General features: G+C 66.6%; 17 protein-coding genes and 1 pseudogene. 7 read left to right on the forward strand and 11 right to left on the reverse strand.

Translation table 11 applies throughout. The features are described from left to right. Positions 1-18: 18 nt before the first annotated feature. The 4 genes from ilvC to NO363_RS03985 all read right to left on the reverse strand — a co-directional run bounded on the left by ilvC (position 19) and on the right by NO363_RS03985 (position 5,039). The gene (gene ilvC / locus NO363_RS03970; protein WP_256687044.1) at positions 19-1,068 is read right to left on the reverse strand and encodes a ketol-acid reductoisomerase; all 1,050 of its coding nucleotides are present in this window, start codon (positions 1,066-1,068) and stop codon (positions 19-21) included. Continuing rightward, positions 1,065-1,697 (reverse strand): acetolactate synthase small subunit, encoded by a 633-nt coding sequence (gene ilvN, locus NO363_RS03975; RefSeq protein WP_256687045.1) that lies wholly within the window; start codon positions 1,695-1,697, stop codon positions 1,065-1,067. The genes ilvC and ilvN overlap by 4 nt, the downstream gene beginning before the upstream one ends. Then, on the reverse strand, positions 1,694-3,496 hold the full coding sequence (ilvB, locus tag NO363_RS03980; RefSeq protein WP_256687047.1) for a biosynthetic-type acetolactate synthase large subunit: 1,803 nt from the start codon (positions 3,494-3,496) through the stop codon (positions 1,694-1,696). Before ilvB ends, ilvN begins: the two co-directional genes overlap by 4 nt. 355 nt (positions 3,497-3,851) lie before the next feature. Continuing rightward, on the reverse strand, positions 3,852-5,039 hold the full coding sequence (locus NO363_RS03985; RefSeq protein WP_256687924.1) for a LeuA family protein: 1,188 nt from the start codon (positions 5,037-5,039) through the stop codon (positions 3,852-3,854). A 381-nt stretch (positions 5,040-5,420) separates the two neighbouring features. Here NO363_RS03985 and NO363_RS03990 point away from each other — a divergent pair, with 381 nt between their 5' ends. Continuing rightward, a complete protein-coding gene (locus tag NO363_RS03990; RefSeq protein WP_256687049.1) occupies positions 5,421-6,407 on the forward strand; it encodes a bile acid:sodium symporter family protein in 987 nt (328 codons plus the stop codon). 98 nt (positions 6,408-6,505) lie between these two features. On the opposite strand, the gene NO363_RS03995 is transcribed toward NO363_RS03990, so the two are convergent. After that, positions 6,506-6,820, reverse strand: a complete 315-nt coding sequence (locus NO363_RS03995) for a hypothetical protein (RefSeq protein ID WP_256687051.1) — start codon at positions 6,818-6,820, stop codon at positions 6,506-6,508. A gap of 238 nt (positions 6,821-7,058) precedes the next feature. Between NO363_RS03995 and NO363_RS04000 the strand changes: the two genes are divergently transcribed. Next, positions 7,059-7,238, forward strand: coding sequence for a hypothetical protein (locus tag NO363_RS04000; protein WP_256687053.1), 180 nt, complete (start codon positions 7,059-7,061; stop codon positions 7,236-7,238). A gap of 100 nt (positions 7,239-7,338) precedes the next feature. Beyond that, entirely contained in the window at positions 7,339-7,635 is a 297-nt protein-coding gene (locus NO363_RS04005) for a DUF5779 family protein (RefSeq protein ID WP_256687054.1), read from the forward strand. On the opposite strand, the gene NO363_RS04010 is transcribed toward NO363_RS04005, so the two are convergent. Next, a complete protein-coding gene (locus NO363_RS04010; RefSeq protein WP_256687055.1) occupies positions 7,632-8,318 on the reverse strand; it encodes a VOC family protein in 687 nt (228 codons plus the stop codon). The genes NO363_RS04005 and NO363_RS04010 overlap by 4 nt on opposite strands. A gap of 73 nt (positions 8,319-8,391) precedes the next feature. Here NO363_RS04010 and NO363_RS04015 point away from each other — a divergent pair, with 73 nt between their 5' ends. After that, complete coding sequence (locus NO363_RS04015; protein ID WP_256687056.1) at positions 8,392-9,069, forward strand: hypothetical protein; 678 nt, start codon at positions 8,392-8,394, stop codon at positions 9,067-9,069. Between the two features lie 13 nt (positions 9,070-9,082). Further along, positions 9,083-9,535 carry a JAB/MPN domain protein-containing protein gene (locus NO363_RS04020; RefSeq protein ID WP_256687058.1) on the forward strand — a complete coding sequence of 151 codons (453 nt, stop codon included), beginning with the start codon at positions 9,083-9,085 and terminating at the stop codon, positions 9,533-9,535. On the opposite strand, the gene NO363_RS04025 is transcribed toward NO363_RS04020, so the two are convergent. Beyond that, complete coding sequence (locus NO363_RS04025) at positions 9,523-9,732, reverse strand: ribbon-helix-helix domain-containing protein (protein ID WP_004054695.1); 210 nt, start codon at positions 9,730-9,732, stop codon at positions 9,523-9,525. The genes NO363_RS04020 and NO363_RS04025 overlap by 13 nt on opposite strands. A 123-nt stretch (positions 9,733-9,855) precedes the next feature. Further along, positions 9,856-10,389, reverse strand: coding sequence for an outer membrane protein assembly factor BamB family protein (locus NO363_RS04030; RefSeq protein ID WP_256687060.1), 534 nt, complete (start codon positions 10,387-10,389; stop codon positions 9,856-9,858). On the opposite strand from NO363_RS04030, the pseudogene NO363_RS04035 reads away from it, so the two are divergent. After that, a pseudogene (locus NO363_RS04035) lies at positions 10,330-10,524 on the forward strand (winged helix-turn-helix transcriptional regulator); the annotation flags it as partial. The gene NO363_RS04030 and the pseudogene NO363_RS04035 sit on opposite strands and share 60 nt — an antisense overlap. On the opposite strand, the gene NO363_RS04040 reads toward NO363_RS04035, so the two are convergent. From NO363_RS04040 to NO363_RS04050, 3 genes are all read right to left on the reverse strand, one after another. Further along, on the reverse strand, positions 10,525-11,706 hold the full coding sequence (locus NO363_RS04040; protein WP_256687062.1) for a DUF7350 domain-containing protein: 1,182 nt from the start codon (positions 11,704-11,706) through the stop codon (positions 10,525-10,527). A gap of 110 nt (positions 11,707-11,816) precedes the next feature. Continuing rightward, positions 11,817-13,097, reverse strand: a complete 1,281-nt coding sequence (locus NO363_RS04045) for a DUF7405 family protein (RefSeq protein ID WP_256687063.1) — start codon at positions 13,095-13,097, stop codon at positions 11,817-11,819. Positions 13,098-13,158: 61 nt separating this feature from the next. After that, positions 13,159-13,563 (reverse strand): helix-turn-helix domain-containing protein, encoded by a 405-nt coding sequence (locus NO363_RS04050; RefSeq protein ID WP_256687065.1) that lies wholly within the window; start codon positions 13,561-13,563, stop codon positions 13,159-13,161. 181 nt (positions 13,564-13,744) lie between these two features. Between NO363_RS04050 and NO363_RS04055 the strand changes: the two genes are divergently transcribed. Then, positions 13,745-15,004 carry an inorganic phosphate transporter gene (locus NO363_RS04055; RefSeq protein ID WP_256687067.1) on the forward strand — a complete coding sequence of 420 codons (1,260 nt, stop codon included), beginning with the start codon at positions 13,745-13,747 and terminating at the stop codon, positions 15,002-15,004. The last annotated feature ends 77 nt before the right edge of the window (positions 15,005-15,081 follow it).

The following is a 15,081-nucleotide window of genomic DNA, read 5'->3' on the forward strand; positions in this document are numbered from 1 at the left end:
TCTCGTTCGTGTCGTGTTTCAGTCATCTGCTTGCACTCGTTCGGTTTCGTTTCGTTCCTCGTTCGATTCGGATTCCTCGGCCCACGCGAACAGATCGCGCAGGCGCTCGCCGACCTCCTCGATCTCGTGGTCTTTCTCGGCCTGCCGCAGCTGGCGATAGGCGGGTCGGTTGGCCTGGTTCTCCGCGATCCACTCGCGGGCGAACGCCCCGCTCTGCACGTCGTCGAGGACCTGCTCCATGTTCTCGCGGGCGTGCTCGTCGACCACGACGTCGCCCTTGGTGAGACCGCCGAACTCGGCCGTATCGGAGACCGAATCCCACATGCCGCCGAGCCCACCTTCGTACATCAGATCGACGATCAGCTTCATCTCGTTGAGACACTCGAAGTAGGCCATCTCGGGCGAGTAGCCCGCATCGACGAGCGTCTCGTAGGCCTGCTTGATCAGGCTCGTCACGCCACCGCAGAGCACCGCCTGCTCGCCGAACAGATCGGTCTCGGTCTCCTCGCGGAAACTGGTCTCGACGACGCCCGCACGGGTACAGCCGATCCCCTGCGCGTACGCGAGCGCTTCGTCGGCTGCCTCGCCCGTGGCGTCCTGGTAGACGGCCAGCAGCCCCGGCGTTCCCTCGCCGCGCTCGTAGTCCCGGCGGACGATGTGGCCCGGCCCCTTCGGTGCGACCATCGTCACGTCCACGTCGTCGGCCGGCTCGATCTGCCCGAAGTGGATGTTGAACCCGTGGGCGAACTGGAGGGTATCGCCGGCGTCGAGCTCCTCGGCGATGTCCTCGTACACTGCGGGCTGGACGGTATCGGGAACGAGCATCGAGACGACGTCCGCGCGTGCGGCGGCCTCGACGGGTGTTGCAACGTCGAGACCGTCCTCGCGGACGGCGTCGCGCGAACTCGAATCCTCTCGGAGACCCACGACCACGTCGACCTCGCTGTCGGCGAGGTTCTGCGCGTGGGCGTGGCCCTGTGAGCCGTAGCCCATGACGGCTACAGTTTTGCCTTCGAGTGCGGTGCTGTCTGCATCGTCGTCGTAGTAGATCGTTGCGTGTTCTGTCATTGTCGTACCTGCGTTCGTTCGTACCGCTCCTCTTCCGCGTGTGTCGTCCACTCTTCGCCGCGCGCGAGCGCCGTCTGACCGGTTCTGGCGAGCTCGCGGATGCCAAACTGCCGGAAGGCGTCGATCGCGTCGTCGATCTTCTGCTCGTCGCCGGTGATCTGCACCGTGATGGTGCGTGGGCCGGCGTCGAGCGTCTCGCCGCCGTACATGTCTGTGATGGCGTTGACCTTGTCCGGCTCCTCGCCGTGGACCTTCAACACCACCAGCTCACGGCGGATTGCGTCGTCGCCGAGCTCGCGCACCGAGATGACGTTGACGAGCTTTTCGAGCTGCTTTTCGACCTGGCGGATGCCCGGTTCGGGCTCCTCGATGACCAGCGTCACGCGCGAGGTCTCGGGATTGGTCGTCGTGCCGACAGTCAAGGATTCGATGTTGAACTGCCGGCGCGAGACCAGCCCCGAGATCTTCGCCAGAACACCCGGCTCGTTCTGGACGAGCGCCGATAGTGCCGTTCGCCGCGGGTCGTGGACGGCCTCCATCTCGGGATCGATCCGGATGCCCTGGGCGTTGCGCCGCCCCGACGGCTGGGGGCGCTCCTCGGGGGCCGGTCCCTGCAGACCCTCCGTCATAGCTGCTCCTCCGCCAGCACGAACTGGCCGTTGGCTCCCCCACTGGGGACCATCGGATAGACGTCCTCGGTCGGGTCGATGAACGCGTCGACCACCGACGGACCGTCGTAAGCCAGCGCGTCCTCGATGACGTCGGCGACCTCATCGTGGCCCTCCATTCGGAACCCGCGCGCACCGAACGCCTCAGCGAGCGCGGCGAAATCGGGCACCCACGGGTACTCCGAGGCCATCCGTCGGCCGCCGTGGAAGCTGTCCTGCCACTGACGCACCATGCCGACGGCCTCGTTGTTGAGGATGAACACGGTGATGTCGAGATTCTCGCGAACGGCGACCGCCAGCTCCTGCAGCGTCATCAGGAACGACCCGTCGCCGTCGAAACAGACGACCGACTGGTCGTCGTCGGCCGCGAACCGCGCGCCGATGGCCGACGGCAGCCCGTAGCCCATCGTGCCCAGTCCGTGCGAGGAGACCCACGTCCGTGGCTCGGTGTACGTCCAGTACTGGACCGCCCACATCTGGTGCTGGCCGACGCCCGTGGTGACGATGGTGTCGTCGTCGGTCGCCGTGTCCACGGTTTCGACGACGAACTGCGGCTTCAGCGGATCGTCCTCGTCCATCGGGTAATCCATCGGGTAGTCGGTCTGCCACTGCTGGCACTGCTCGACCCATTCCTGGAACCGCTCGCCGGTGGCCGCCATGTCCGCCGCGCGCTCGTCGGCCATCGCCCCGTGCACCTGTTCGATGACGACGCTCGCCTCGCCCAAGAGTGGATAGTCGGCCGCGACGTTCTTCGAGATCTCCGCCGCATCGATGTCGGCGTGGATGATCTCGGCCTCCGGGGCGAACGTCTCGACGCCACCCGTCAGGCGATCGTCGAACCGCGTTCCGACCGCGAACATGGCGTCACAGTGGGTGATGGCCATGTTCGCGTAGCCCGTGCCGTGCATCCCCGCCATCTCCATCGCGAGCTCGTGATCCTCGGGGAACGCGCCCACCGCGGGCATCGTCGTCACCACCGGGATCCCGTACTCGGTGGCGAACTCCCTGAGCTCGGCACAGGCTTCGCCCTTGATGACGCCGCCGCCCGCGAGGATCACGGGCTTGTCGGCGCGCGCGAGCACGCCGGCGGCCGTCTCGACCGCCTCGCTATCGGCGCGCTCGGGTGGGTCGTACGTCTCGGGCGTCGTTCCCGCGGCCGGCTCACTGTCGGTCGACCCAGTTGTAATGTCCTTCGGGAGATCGACCAGCGTGGGGCCCTGTCGGCCGGCATCCGCGAGCGCGAACGCCTCACCGACCGTATCGCCGACCGAGTCGGCGTCGCCGGCGAAGTAGTTCTCCTTCGTCACCGGGTTCGTAACACCGGTGGTGTCGGTCTCCTGGAAGGCGTCGGTCCCGACCATTGTGGAGGGGACCTGACCGGTGAGCGCCACCAGTGGATCCGAATCCATCGAGGCGTCCGCGAGCCCGGTCACGAGGTTCGTCGCGCCCGGTCCCGAGGTCGCCAGACAGATGCCGGGTTCGCCCGAGACGATGCCGAAGGCGTCGGCCGCGTGGGCCGCGCCCTGTTCATGTGCCATCGTCACGTGGTCGAGCGGCGAGTCGTACAGCGCGTCGTAGACCGGCATGATGGCCCCGCCCTGGACGCCGAACAGCGTCTCGACGTCCGTCCGTTCGAGCGCCCGCGCCACCGACTCCGCACCGCTGGTCACGGGGCGCTCGCTGGCTTCGGTCGCCTCGGCCGTCTCCGGTTCGGCGCGCTCGGGCTCGCCCGTCCGTGGGGGCTGCTGGCCCTCGCTCATCGGTCGCCTCCGTCGTTCGTCGTCGATGCCGCTCGATTGTCGCGTGTGGTCGGTGCTGGGTCTCGTGTGCTCATCGGTGTGTCGTCGGCTGTCGCGCATGCTGTTCGGCGGGCGAAACGCGTCGGGGTCGAAGGAAGTGGCTCTGTAGGGGCTAGACCCCTACAATAATGAGGCCGCGCGCGCCGAGTGCGCCGCTCCGAGTTCGCGTCCCTCGGGCGGTGGTCGGTCGCATCATCGTTATCGTCCCCACCAGGGGATCGGTTATAACCTTTGCGCGCCGTGCAAACGTTGCCCCGAACGCGCGGTTCGGGCGCTACCTGTGGCTGGTGGGTGGAGGCGTGCGACGGGGTCATACTCAGGCGTTGACCTCCGTCGTGCCGACCTGCTCGATGCCGACCTCGCGGGCGAACCGTTCGAGCACGCTCATCGTGACGCGCTCTTTCTCCGCGCCGAACTCCTTCACCCGCCGGGTACACTCGCGCACCTCGTCGTCGGTCGGGTCGAACCCGGCCTCGTGCAGCCGCTCGCGCACCGAGTGTGTCCCGGTGTGTTTGCCCAGGACGAGTTCGCGCTGTGCGCCAACCATCTCGGGGGTCATCACGCCCGGCTCGAACGTGTCGGAGTTCTCGATCACGCCGGCCGCGTGGATGCCCGACTCGTGGCTGAAGGCGTTCTGCCCGACCACCGGCTTGTTGCCGGGAGTCTCGATCTCGCTCGCGCGCTCGACCAGTCGAGAGAGTTCGGTGATGCGGGTCGTGTCGATCCCTGACTCAATGCCGTAGAGCGATTCGGCGCTCATCACGACCTCCTCGTAGGCGGCGTTGCCGGCGCGCTCGCCGATGCCGTTGACGCTCACCTGGGCCTGCGCCGCGCCGTTCTCGAAGCCAGCGAGCGCGTTCGCACTCGCCAGCCCGAAGTCGTCGTGGGTGTGGACGTCGACCCGCGCGTCGGCGACCTCACAGACCCGGGCGACGAGCTCGCCGAACCGGGAGGGCGTCGCCACCCCGCAGGTGTCGGGGATGTTGATCCAGTCGGCCCCCGCCGCGGCGGTCGCCTCGATGACGTCGACGAGGTACTCCTCGTCGGTCCGCGTGGCGTCCATCGGCGAGAACATCACCTCGACGCCCGCCTCTTTGGCGCGCTCGACGGCGTTCACCGATCGTTCCTTCATCTCCGCACGACTGGCGTGCATCGCGTCCTCGAGCTGGACGTCGCTCGTCGAGGCGAACACGTGGACCATCTCGACGCCCGAATCGAGCGCCGCTTCCACGTCCTTCTCGACGACGCGTGCCAGTCCGCAGGTCGTCACACTGGTGCTCTCGGCGATGTCGCTGACGGCCTCGAACTCCGCGTCGGAGTTCACCGGGAAGCCCGCCTCGATGACATGCGTCCCCATCTCGTCCAGGACGGCCGCGATCTCTCGCTTGTCGTCGTAGCTGAACGAGGTTCGTGGCGACTGCTCACCGTCGCGCAGAGTCGTATCGAAAACTCGAACTGTGTCTACTTCAGTCGTCTCTCCCAGGGTGCCCTGGAAGAACTCGATCCGCCGGGGTCACCGACGAATCCTCCGTGTCCGTGTCGTTGTGGGACATTGTACTCGGTCCGATGTCCATCCCACGGATAAACCTATCGCTCCGGAATTTCCGTTCGGGCGGATTCACCCGATGAAAACGACGGATCGGCAGCCATCGACGGCCTTGTCCCCTCGATAGTTCCTTATATTATACAATCACCGGCGGCGCAGTAGATGGCGCGATCGGCCCACGATCGCATTCGATCGGACGGCGAATCGGCCGACCGCTGCTCGCGCGCACCCGATCGATGACGGACGGCTCACGTCCGAAGGTTTTTGCGCCGCTGTGGCGGACGGTAGCGGTATGTTTCCGCATGGCGGTCGACCGTCGCGAACCGATGGAGGATCGGCGTGAGCGGGCTCGACACGCTCGAACGGATCGGTAACGTCGCGAGCACCTACTTCGTGGTATGGGTGCTGCTGTTTTCGGGCGCGGCGCTCCTCACCCCGGAGACGTTCACCTGGATCTCGCCGTATATCACGCCGTTGCTCGGCGTCATCATGCTCGGGATGGGACTGACGCTGCGGCCCGACGACTTCCGACGTATCGTGGAGCGCCCGCGCGATGTGGCCATCGGTGCGCTCACCCAGTGGATCGTGATGCCGCTCGCCGCGTGGGCGATCACGGTCGCGCTCTCGCTGCCGCCCGCGCTCGCGATCGGGGTAGTGCTTCTGGGTGCCGCACCGGGCGGCACGGCCTCGAACGTGATGACCTATCTCGGCAAGGGTGACGTCGCGCTCTCGGTGGCGATCACGACCGTGACGACGCTCGCCGCCCCGATCGTGATGCCCACGTGGGTCGTCGCGCTCGCCGGCGAACAGCTCCAGGTGACGTTCGCCGAGATGTTCACCTCCATCGTCCAGGTCGTCCTCATCCCCGTAATCGCGGGCTTCGTGCTCAGACTGGCCCTCGATCGCTCCGCACCGCGTCTCGCCGCGGCCGGGCTGAACGTCTTTCCGGCGGTCAGCGTCGTCGCCATCGTCGCCATCGTCGCGGCAGTCGTCGGCGCGAACGTCGAGAACATCCTGACCGCGGGCGCGGTGGTGTTGGTCGCTGTCGTCGCGCACAACGCCATCGGGCTCGCCACGGGCTACGGCGTCGGCCGTGCGAGCGGGATGTCGCCCGATCGGGTGCGGGCGTGTACCTTCGAGGTCGCCCTCCAGAACAGCGGGCTCGCGGTCGCGCTCGCGACGGCCTACTTCAGCCCGCTCGCGGCGCTCCCGCCCGCACTGTTCAGCGTCTGGCACAACGTCACCGGCCCAGCGCTCGCGACGTACTTCTCGCGGCAGTCGACGGGGACGACCGACGCGAGGGCTGCGAGCACGAGCGACGACTGACAACGGAATGGTGAATCGACGAGGTGTTTGCGTCGCATCGAAGCAGTACGGATCATCATCATCACCGCTCCGAGGTCGTTCTCCGATGCTACAGGATTTCAGCCGAGGAGAACGACGAGCGCGACGACGGCGGCCGTGCCGAACCCGGCGAAGTACAGCACGTACTCCAGTTGTGTCGTCGGGACGATCGCTGCCATCTCGGCGGGATTTCTCGATGCACCACCGGCCTCTACCGGACTCGCCATCTGCATCCCGCCGGATTCGCCACCGGTACTGGATTGCATTTCGCCGACCGCAGGGCCCGGACCGATGCCGGGAGCCCCGAGCAACAAGACGAGTGCCAACGTCGCAATAGCGATCAACGCGAGCGCGACAGCACCGAGTGCGACGTCGAACAGGCTGGCGACAAGCATGACGACACCCGTCGTTACTGCTCCGGCTCCGAACCCGTACAGTGAGCCTCGTTGCACCAACTTTTCCAGACCCATAGCGCCATCCACTCTTCGACGAGATATATGCTTTCTGTGAGATGCGGCGTTCATCGAACAGCAACTCAGCCTGCGCTCTTGGATCGCGATCCCACCTCACGACGGCAACCGCGACGACCGACAATGCAAAGGTTGATTCCTCGATTGTGGTGATCGAAGGACAATGGCGGAGCAGAGCAACATGTGGGTCGCGTTTCTGGTCGGCGGGCTGGCGGTCGTGCTCGTCGGTGTCGGACTGCTCGACGGTCTGGCGTGGTTCGTTCAGTACGGACTCGTAGCCATCGGTCTGCTGTTGATCGGCTACGGCTACTATCGGGCGCGGTTGGAGTCCTTTCTCGACTGATTCGTCGGTCGTCCGGCCGGCGTTCGCACGGAACGATCGGTGTCCCGACCGTTCGCGCCCTAAAACGAGGATTTTTCTCCCGGCGCGATGAGAGTCGGCCATGAGCGAGTTCGATCTCGACCTTCAGACCGTCGAAAACGAAATCGAGGACGAGACCGGCGGGCGCACCCACCGGGTCGTTCTCGGCGTGCTCGACGGGCGAACGCCGAGCGAGGAATGGATCGCCGAAATCGCCGACGACGCGGTGCTCGTCCTCGCCGTCGAGGGTGACCTGAACCGACTCGCGAGCGGGTTCGCGAGCGACGTCCGCGAGATGGACGGCGAACTGATCCATTTCCGGAAGTTCCTGCTGGTGACGCCACCGGGCGTCCACATCGACACCGACCGGCTCGACTAACCCTCGACGAACGTCACGAAGTGGCCGTCGGGATCGCGAACCCTGATCCCGTCGTCGAGCCGTTCGACCGATCGCACCGATCCCACTACGGTGTCGAGCGCCGCGTCCGGATCCTCGACGGCGACGCCGAGGTCGACGTGGACGCCGCCGCGGGCGTCGGCCAGTCCCAGATGGGGTTCCCAGAGTTCGAGGGCGAACCCGTCGGCCGCGAGCCGCGTCCGGCGGCGCTCGCTCCCCCGATCGACGATCTCCAGCCCGAGCTCGGTGTAGAACGATTCGGCCCGGGCGAGCTCCTCGACTTCGAGGACGACTTCGAACAGCCCGTGTACGCCCGACTCCTCCCCATCCGATTCGCCGAGTTCGACACAGTTCCCGTCGGGATCGTAGAAATACAGCGAGCGCGCGCTGCCGAAGGTGTGTTCGTCGAGATCGAACGACTCCGCAAGCTGGTCGTACCAGTCGTCGTACTCGCTCACGGGGATCGAGAGCGCGTAGTGAGTGTGGAGCCCCCCGCGCGGGATGGCCGACGGCCGGCGGAGCACCAGGTCGGTCTCGCCGGCCGAGAGGACGACCTCGCTCTCGCTCTCACGCACGGTATCGAGGGCGAGCTGTTCGCGGTAGAACGCGCTCGCGTGATCGAGACGTTTGACTTCGAGGGCGAGCCAGCGCAGCGCCGAAATCATGCGTCCCAAACGGTCGCCGAGTATAAATATCCGCCACCGACGCGCTCATCCGCCGCCGCCCCGAGGGGTGGGTATGCCGATGAAGGGCTCTGGCTCGGCGGAGTACGAGGAGATCGACCGCTTCGACGGCGGCGTCGGCTGGCTCGCCTACCCCGACGAGCGAATGCAGCGCGCGAGCCACGCGCTCGCGACCGACGAGGGTGTCTGGCTAGTCGATCCCGTCGACGCCGCGGGGATCGACGACCTGCTCGCCGAATTCGGCGACGTCGCCGGCGTCGTCGTCCTGCTGGACCGCCACAAACGTGACGCCGCCGCGTTCGCCGAGCGCCACGACGTCTCGGTGTACGTCCCATCGTGGATGGACGGCGTCGCCGACGAGATCGACGCGCCGATCGAACGCTTCGATGGTACTCTCGGCGAGACGGGCTACCGGCTCCGGATGGTCGCCACGCCGCTATGGCAGGAGGGCGCGCTCTACCACGAGGACGATGGCACGCTCGTCGTCTCGGAGACGTTCGGGACGGCCGAGTACATGCGGACCGACAGCGAACGACTGGGTGTCCATCCGGCGCTGCGACTGCTCCCGCCACGACAGTCGTTCGAGGATTTTACGCCCGAGCGCGTGCTCGTGGGGCACGGCGCGGGCGTCCACGAACACGCGAACCCGGCGCTCGGTGCGGCGCTGTCGGGATCGCGCCGTCGTGCGCCGTCGCTCTATCTGAAAACCGCCCGGCTGTTCCTCGCGAACTGAGGCGACTGAACCCATGTCTGCCGCTCACGACGCGACCGACGGCCGACCCGCGGTGTACGCGACCGCCGGACTGGTGGAGGCGCTGCTCGATCTCGCCCGCGAGGCCGAACCCGAAGAGGCGACGATCGCGCTCGCGACGACACCGGCCGGCGAGTTCGCGGAATCGCTACCGCCAGAGACGCCGGTGTTCACCCATTTCTACTTTCCCGAGGCCGGTCGATCGCTGTCGGCGGTGTTCGGGATGGATCTCGGTACGCCCGCGGGCCAGACGCAGGGGCGATTCGTCTCACATCCACAGGGGCGGCTCGCACTCGCGCGGACCGACGATCTCCATGGTATCGTGTTCGTCGCGGTCCCGCCGTGGGGTCGGAATGACGTCGCGGTCTTCTCGCGTGACGGCATCGAGCGATCGCTCGATCTCGTGGCTGCCGAACCGCCGACGGAGTCGCTCGATTACCCCAGATAGCCCAGATCGCGGAGCTGCTCGGCGATCTCGTCGAACTGGGCCTCGGTGAGCTCGCCCTGTTTCTGGTGCTGGATGACGATGCTGCGGAGGAGAAAGCGCACGAGATCGGAGGTGCTCTGAAAGCTCGTCCCCTCGATCGTCTCCTCGACCCGATCGGCGAGGTCCTTCGGGATCGAGACGGTCGTATAGTCGGTCATGGTGACGGGAGGGCAAGCGGTCGGATAGTCGTTGTGTTCGCTCCAGGAAATCGCCCGTTGGTGAGCGATCGAGCGCCGCTACCGACCGCTCCGGCGGGTCGATCCCTGTCGCGTCGTGCCCCATCACGATTCGGTGTACGACAGCGCGACGACGCGACCGTCGCCGTAGACCGTGTACAGCTCCGCGGCCCGGTCGCCGTCGGTGTTCGCGACCGTCGGATGGACGTAGATCGGCACGTTGCGCTCGTACGACGCCCGGACGTCGCCGGAGTTCGGATCGACGACCGAGACGATCCCGTCGTTCGTCACGGCCACGATCTCGGGCTCGCCGTCGCCGTCGACATCGCCCATGCTCGGCGGGGGCGTCATCGGCACGTCCTCGGCGGTGAGCTGGGTGGTCCACTCGACGGTGCCGTCGCTCGCGTCGAGACTCCTGAGTTTACCGTCCTTGGCGGTCGCGTAGACTTCGGCGTCGCCATCGCCGTCACCGTCTCCGAAGGCGTGGACCGCTGCGAGATCCCCGAAGTTCTTTCGCCACTGGACCGTCCCGCGCTCGCCGTCGAGCGCGACGACCCGCCCGCCGAACGTCGCGGCGATAATCTCGATCGCCTCGTCGAACAGGACGTCGTCGTGAAAGAGCGCGACGAGCGCAACCACGTCACGCTCGCGCTCGTTCGGCCGACCGAGACGGCGCGACTGCTGCGGGAGGTCAGCCCTTCGTCGCCAGCGCGCATGGTCGATCGGTTCGTTCGCCTGACCGATCGACTGCTGGAGGACGCGGCCGGGGAATAATCAGCTATCGCCGACGGTGAGCGTTCGCGACGGCATCTCCAGGAAGGCGGTCTCGTACCCCTCGTGGCGGGCGACCTGCGGCGGTGCGTCGGTCGTGATCTCGATCTTATCACCGGATTCGATGCTCTCGACGCCGGCTCCGTAGTGGTAGTTCAGTTCCGGATCGAGCGTCGCCTGGAGCGCGCCGTCGAAAACCGTCTCGTTGCCCCGTGTTACCGTCGCCGACAGCGACATCGCTGGCAGGACGTACCGATTGTGTGGCGTCCGTGCCGAGACAGCAAGATACGTCTTTTCGGCTCCGCCGAATCGGGAGACGTCGTCGAGCGCCCGCACATCGAAGACGGCATCGCCGGTTCGGACCGTTCCGAGCGCGCGACCCGGGAGTTCGTTCGTCTTCGGCGCGAGCGCGAGCGGCATCTTCTTCATCTCCATCGGCTCGACCGCGCCGCGCGTGCCGGCCTTCTCGCCGAGTTCCTCGAACATGATGTCGCTCACTTTCTCGGGGTCGAACGTGAACGAGAACTCGACGGATCGCTGACTGTCGAACCGCCCCTCGAAGGAGCCGGTTCGCCGGACGGACGTCGGGGGGATATCGACTGCGACCGTGTAGTCGCCGGCACCGGGGAGCGAGAGGTTGTCGCCCGTGTGAAATCCCATGTTCTGTGAGAGCATCGTCCACGGTGAGAGCGTCGTCACCGAATCACCGTTCTGCGAGATTGTTATCGTCGGGTTCGTATCCAGCGGGAAGACGCCCGTCGCCGGATCCCAGACGCTCACCATGAGATGGAGCGAGTCGTTGTCCTCGATCGTGATCTTCTCGGTCTCCGTGCCGGTGACGGTCCAGAACCGGTGCGGGTAGCTGTACGTGAGCGCACACCGATAGCCTCCGGCCATCCCCGAATCGCCTCCCGACCCGTTCGAGTTGTTCGTTCCGCCGGAACCCGTCCCGTTCGTCGCGCTCGTCGCGTTCGCCCCGTTCCCGGCGATCGTCTCGACGCCAGCCATCTCCATCCCTTCGATATGCGAGGGGTAGTAGACGGCCGCGGGGCGGTTCTCGGGCAGCGGCGGCATCTGCTCTCGATATCCCGTCTGGACGGAGAACAGCCCGGAACAGCCGGCGAGAAGGCCGGCACCCGCCGCGCTCGCGGCCGTGCCGGCACGAAGAAACGTTCGTCGATCCATTGCTTCCTCTATAACTGCTCGCTTCGAGTGCGTTCTGGTTCGGCAGTCGAAATCGCGCTCGGTAACTCGCACGATAGGTGCGATGCTATCGATACGTGTCGAGGGCGCGGTCACTGTCGTGGCATGGCGGCGGGCAGGGCCCGTCGCTCACGCGGCGGGAGGAGGTAGTTACCGCGGCGCGTCACGCTCATGTACTGGAGGATGCCGTTGTTGTTCTTCCGGCCGAGCGCGGACTCCTCGGCGAGATCGGTGCCGGTCATCGACTCGCGCGTGTCGGTGAAATCGGCGATTGCCTGCTGGAGCGAGAGGAAATGCAGCGTCGCCTCCTCGCCATCGGTCGAATCGAAATCCCGCCGGAGGATGATCGGCCGGTCGTTCTCGCGCGCACGAGCGGCCTTCTGTGAGTGACCGACCAGCCCCGATTCGCGGGCGGCCGTCTCGGCGGGCGGACAGTCGTCCATCTTGCTCGAATCCCCGAGATTGTCGCCGACGCCCTCGACAGCGTCCGATTCGGCGTGAGCGGGACAGAACATCTTGCCGACGCGTTGCGAGCGACTGTCCTGGTCGTACCACTGATCGAGATGGAGTTTGATCGTCGAGATCTGCTGGGTCGTTCCGCCCGCGAACGGGCCCGCGTCGATCGTCACGCCGTCCTCGGTCGCCTGGTTCTTGTCGAACCCAGATTTGAAACCCATGTACATCGGCGAGTCGTCGGGCACGGGTTCCGAATCGGGGATCCCCTGGACGTCCTGGTTGTCGGCGGGCAGGCCGTCGCCGACGAACCCCGTCCGCCGGTCGATCCGCTCGAACACTCCCGTGAGCGAGGCGTCGATATCGACGCCGTTCAGTTTCTCGGTGTCGCCAAGCAGCGCCTCCTCCGCGCCGAGGACGACCTGTCCGTGATCGCTTGCGAGATGGACGACCGCGTCCGGCCGGTCGAGTTCGGGGTCCTCGAACGGCGTGAGCGCTTTCGGCTGCTGGAGATCCACCGATTCCGGCAGCGACTCGTCGAAGCGGGCGAAATACGCCGGCGAGTAGCTCACCGTGAACAGCAGGCCGTCGTGCGAGTGAGGATAGGCCCGTTCGAGCGCCTGTAGCGCCCGTTCGGTCTGCCGACGATCGTCTCGCGTCGGCGGCCCCTCTTTTCCGTAGCGGAAATACAGCAGCACGCGGTGGCGCGGGCCGAGGTGGTTGTCGTTGTCGCCGAGCGCGAGGAACTCGTTCCAGGCGTGCTGGCGCGACGGCAGCGTCGAGAGGTCGTCGGGGCCCTGCGGGAGATCGGGGGCGCTCTCACGGGCGAGACAGGCCGACAGCGCCGCCGAGCCGCCGATCGCGACGGCGGCCTTCACGAACGCGCGCCGGGAGAGACCGCGTTCGGTGCCGTGTGGCATGGTTGCTGAAGGTGCTACAGCGAAAAGCCGGTTCTGGTCCGTGTCTCGAAACCCCCGCTACTCAGCCTTCGGCGGGTGCCGCCTCCGCGTCGGCGACGTCGTATTTCTCGCGGAACTCGCCGATGAGCTGCCCCATCTGTGCGTACCAGTCGTTCAGCATGCGCTGCATCTCGTCGGCGATGGCGTCGGGGTCGGCCGGGCGAAAGACGTGGTAGTAGCCGCCCTGCTCGTAGTTGATCTGCTCCTTTCGGACGAACCCCGCCGTCAGTAGCCGCTGGAGCGAGCGGTAGACCGTCGATCGCTCGCGGTCGACCTCGGCGGCGACATCGTCGACCGTCAGCGCCGCGTCGCTCTCGACGACGACCGCGAAACACTCGCGGTCGAGAGCCGTGAGACCGTGGAAACATTCGAGCAACCCCTCACACTCCATGTCGGAGCGGAGATACTCGACCAGTGCATCGGGCATGGCGAAGGTAGGCGAACGACGGCTAAAGGAGTTGTGCATACCGCGCACGACTGTCCACGACCGCTAGCGGGCCCCATCCCCGATTTGACGCTGGCGTGGCCGTCCGCCATGGCGTGGCTGCCTGCCATATCGACACGGGGAGGCGAAACGCGTTTTGTCACGGGCTTCGAGGGAGCAATCGATGGTATCAGTACTACTGCTCGTCGGCATCGCCGTGGCGGTGTTCGTTGGCTACAACATCGGTGGCTCCTCGACTGGCGTGGCGTTCGGCCCGGCCGTCGGGAGTCGGATCACCGGCAAGACGCTCGCTGCCGTCCTGTTCACCGGGTTCGCGCTACTCGGCGGCTGGACGGTCGGCCGCGAGGTCGTGACGACGATGGGCGGCGAGATCGTCCCGTCGAGCCAGTTCACGCTCGTCGCGAGCGTCGTCGTGCTCTTTTTCACCGGTCTCTCGCTGCTCATCTCCAACCTCTTCGGCGTTCCGGCTTCGACCTCGATGACCGCCGTCGGCGCGATCGTCGGCCTCGGCGTCGTGACCGACTCGCTCAACGAAACCGTGATGTTCGGCATCGTCTCGGCGTGGATCGTCGCCCCGCTGGTCGCCTTCTGGGCGGGCGTCGTCATCGGTCGCTACATCTACCCACATCTCAACGCACGCATCTCCTTCGGCCGACTCGAAAACGGCCTGCTCAGGCTCGACCGTTCCGGAACGATCCCCCGACCAGTGCTCCAGGAGGGGGCGACCACTCGCGATCTCGTCGGGGCCGCCGTTGTCCTGCTGGTCGCCTGCTACAACGCCTTCTCGGCCGGTGCGTCGAACGTCGCCAACGCGGTCGCGCCGCTGATCGGCAGCAACGCCATCACCGTCGAACAGGGCGTTCTCATCGCCGTGGGCGCGATGGCGATCGGTGCGTTCACGATCGCCCGGCGCACGCTCGATACGGTCGGCGACGGCATCACCGACCTGCCGATCCTGGCGGCGATCCTCGTCTCGCTCGTCGCCGCGACGATCATCACGATCCTCTCGAATCTGGGCATCCCGGCGAGCCTCGCGGTGAGCATGACCTCCTGCATCATCGGTCTCGGCTGGGGTCGATCGAGCCGGTCCGTGACGCTCACCGACGCCGCCGGCTCGGCGATCGAGGGCGAGGGCAGACCGGACTTCTCGGTGAGCGCACTCGCCGCTGAAGGGGGCGACGACGGCGGACCACCGGCCGGCCCGACCGTCGGCGACCTTGCCACCGCCGAAGCCCCGACGGGGTCGTCGCCGGTCGCCGCACCGAGCGGGAAAGTGCCGAAGATCGGCGAGGAAGCGCCCGAAGAGCTGCCGACGGACGACCTCTTCGACGCGGCGGCCACCGGTCGCATCGTCACGATGTGGCTGCTCACGCCGACGGTGTCGGCACTCGGTTCCTATCTCGTCTTCTCGCTGCTCTTCTGACGGCGCGATCGAAACCTACACGATCGTTCGGCCGCTGGAGCAAGAATGCGGTCGAGAGCCAGTTTTATGCGTATCGC

Origin of the sequence: Halococcus qingdaonensis, assembly GCF_024508235.1 — an archaeon.
In the GTDB taxonomy this organism is placed as follows: domain Archaea; phylum Halobacteriota; class Halobacteria; order Halobacteriales; family Halococcaceae; genus Halococcus; species Halococcus qingdaonensis.

Excerpts from the sequence above, each read along its gene's own strand:
- NO363_RS04000 (WP_256687053.1), top strand. The coding sequence starts at position 7,059 with ATGGCGGAGCAGAGCAACATGTGGGTCGCGTTTCTGGTCGGCGGGCTG.
- ilvB (WP_256687047.1), bottom strand. The coding sequence starts at position 3,496 with ATGAGCGAGGGCCAGCAGCCCCCACGGACGGGCGAGCCCGAGCGCGCC.
- NO363_RS04050 (WP_256687065.1), bottom strand. The coding sequence starts at position 13,563 with ATGCCCGATGCACTGGTCGAGTATCTCCGCTCCGACATGGAGTGTGAG.
- NO363_RS04005 (WP_256687054.1), top strand. The coding sequence starts at position 7,339 with ATGAGCGAGTTCGATCTCGACCTTCAGACCGTCGAAAACGAAATCGAG.
- NO363_RS04025 (WP_004054695.1), bottom strand. The coding sequence starts at position 9,732 with ATGACCGACTATACGACCGTCTCGATCCCGAAGGACCTCGCCGATCGG.
- NO363_RS03995 (WP_256687051.1), bottom strand. The coding sequence starts at position 6,820 with ATGCTTGTCGCCAGCCTGTTCGACGTCGCACTCGGTGCTGTCGCGCTC.
- NO363_RS04055 (WP_256687067.1), top strand. The coding sequence starts at position 13,745 with ATGGTATCAGTACTACTGCTCGTCGGCATCGCCGTGGCGGTGTTCGTT.
- NO363_RS04010 (WP_256687055.1), bottom strand. The coding sequence starts at position 8,318 with ATGATTTCGGCGCTGCGCTGGCTCGCCCTCGAAGTCAAACGTCTCGAT.
- NO363_RS04020 (WP_256687058.1), top strand. The coding sequence starts at position 9,083 with ATGTCTGCCGCTCACGACGCGACCGACGGCCGACCCGCGGTGTACGCG.
- ilvN (WP_256687045.1), bottom strand. The coding sequence starts at position 1,697 with ATGACGGAGGGTCTGCAGGGACCGGCCCCCGAGGAGCGCCCCCAGCCG.
- ilvC (WP_256687044.1), bottom strand. The coding sequence starts at position 1,068 with ATGACAGAACACGCAACGATCTACTACGACGACGATGCAGACAGCACC.
- NO363_RS04015 (WP_256687056.1), top strand. The coding sequence starts at position 8,392 with ATGCCGATGAAGGGCTCTGGCTCGGCGGAGTACGAGGAGATCGACCGC.
- NO363_RS04045 (WP_256687063.1), bottom strand. The coding sequence starts at position 13,097 with ATGCCACACGGCACCGAACGCGGTCTCTCCCGGCGCGCGTTCGTGAAG.
- NO363_RS04040 (WP_256687062.1), bottom strand. The coding sequence starts at position 11,706 with ATGGATCGACGAACGTTTCTTCGTGCCGGCACGGCCGCGAGCGCGGCG.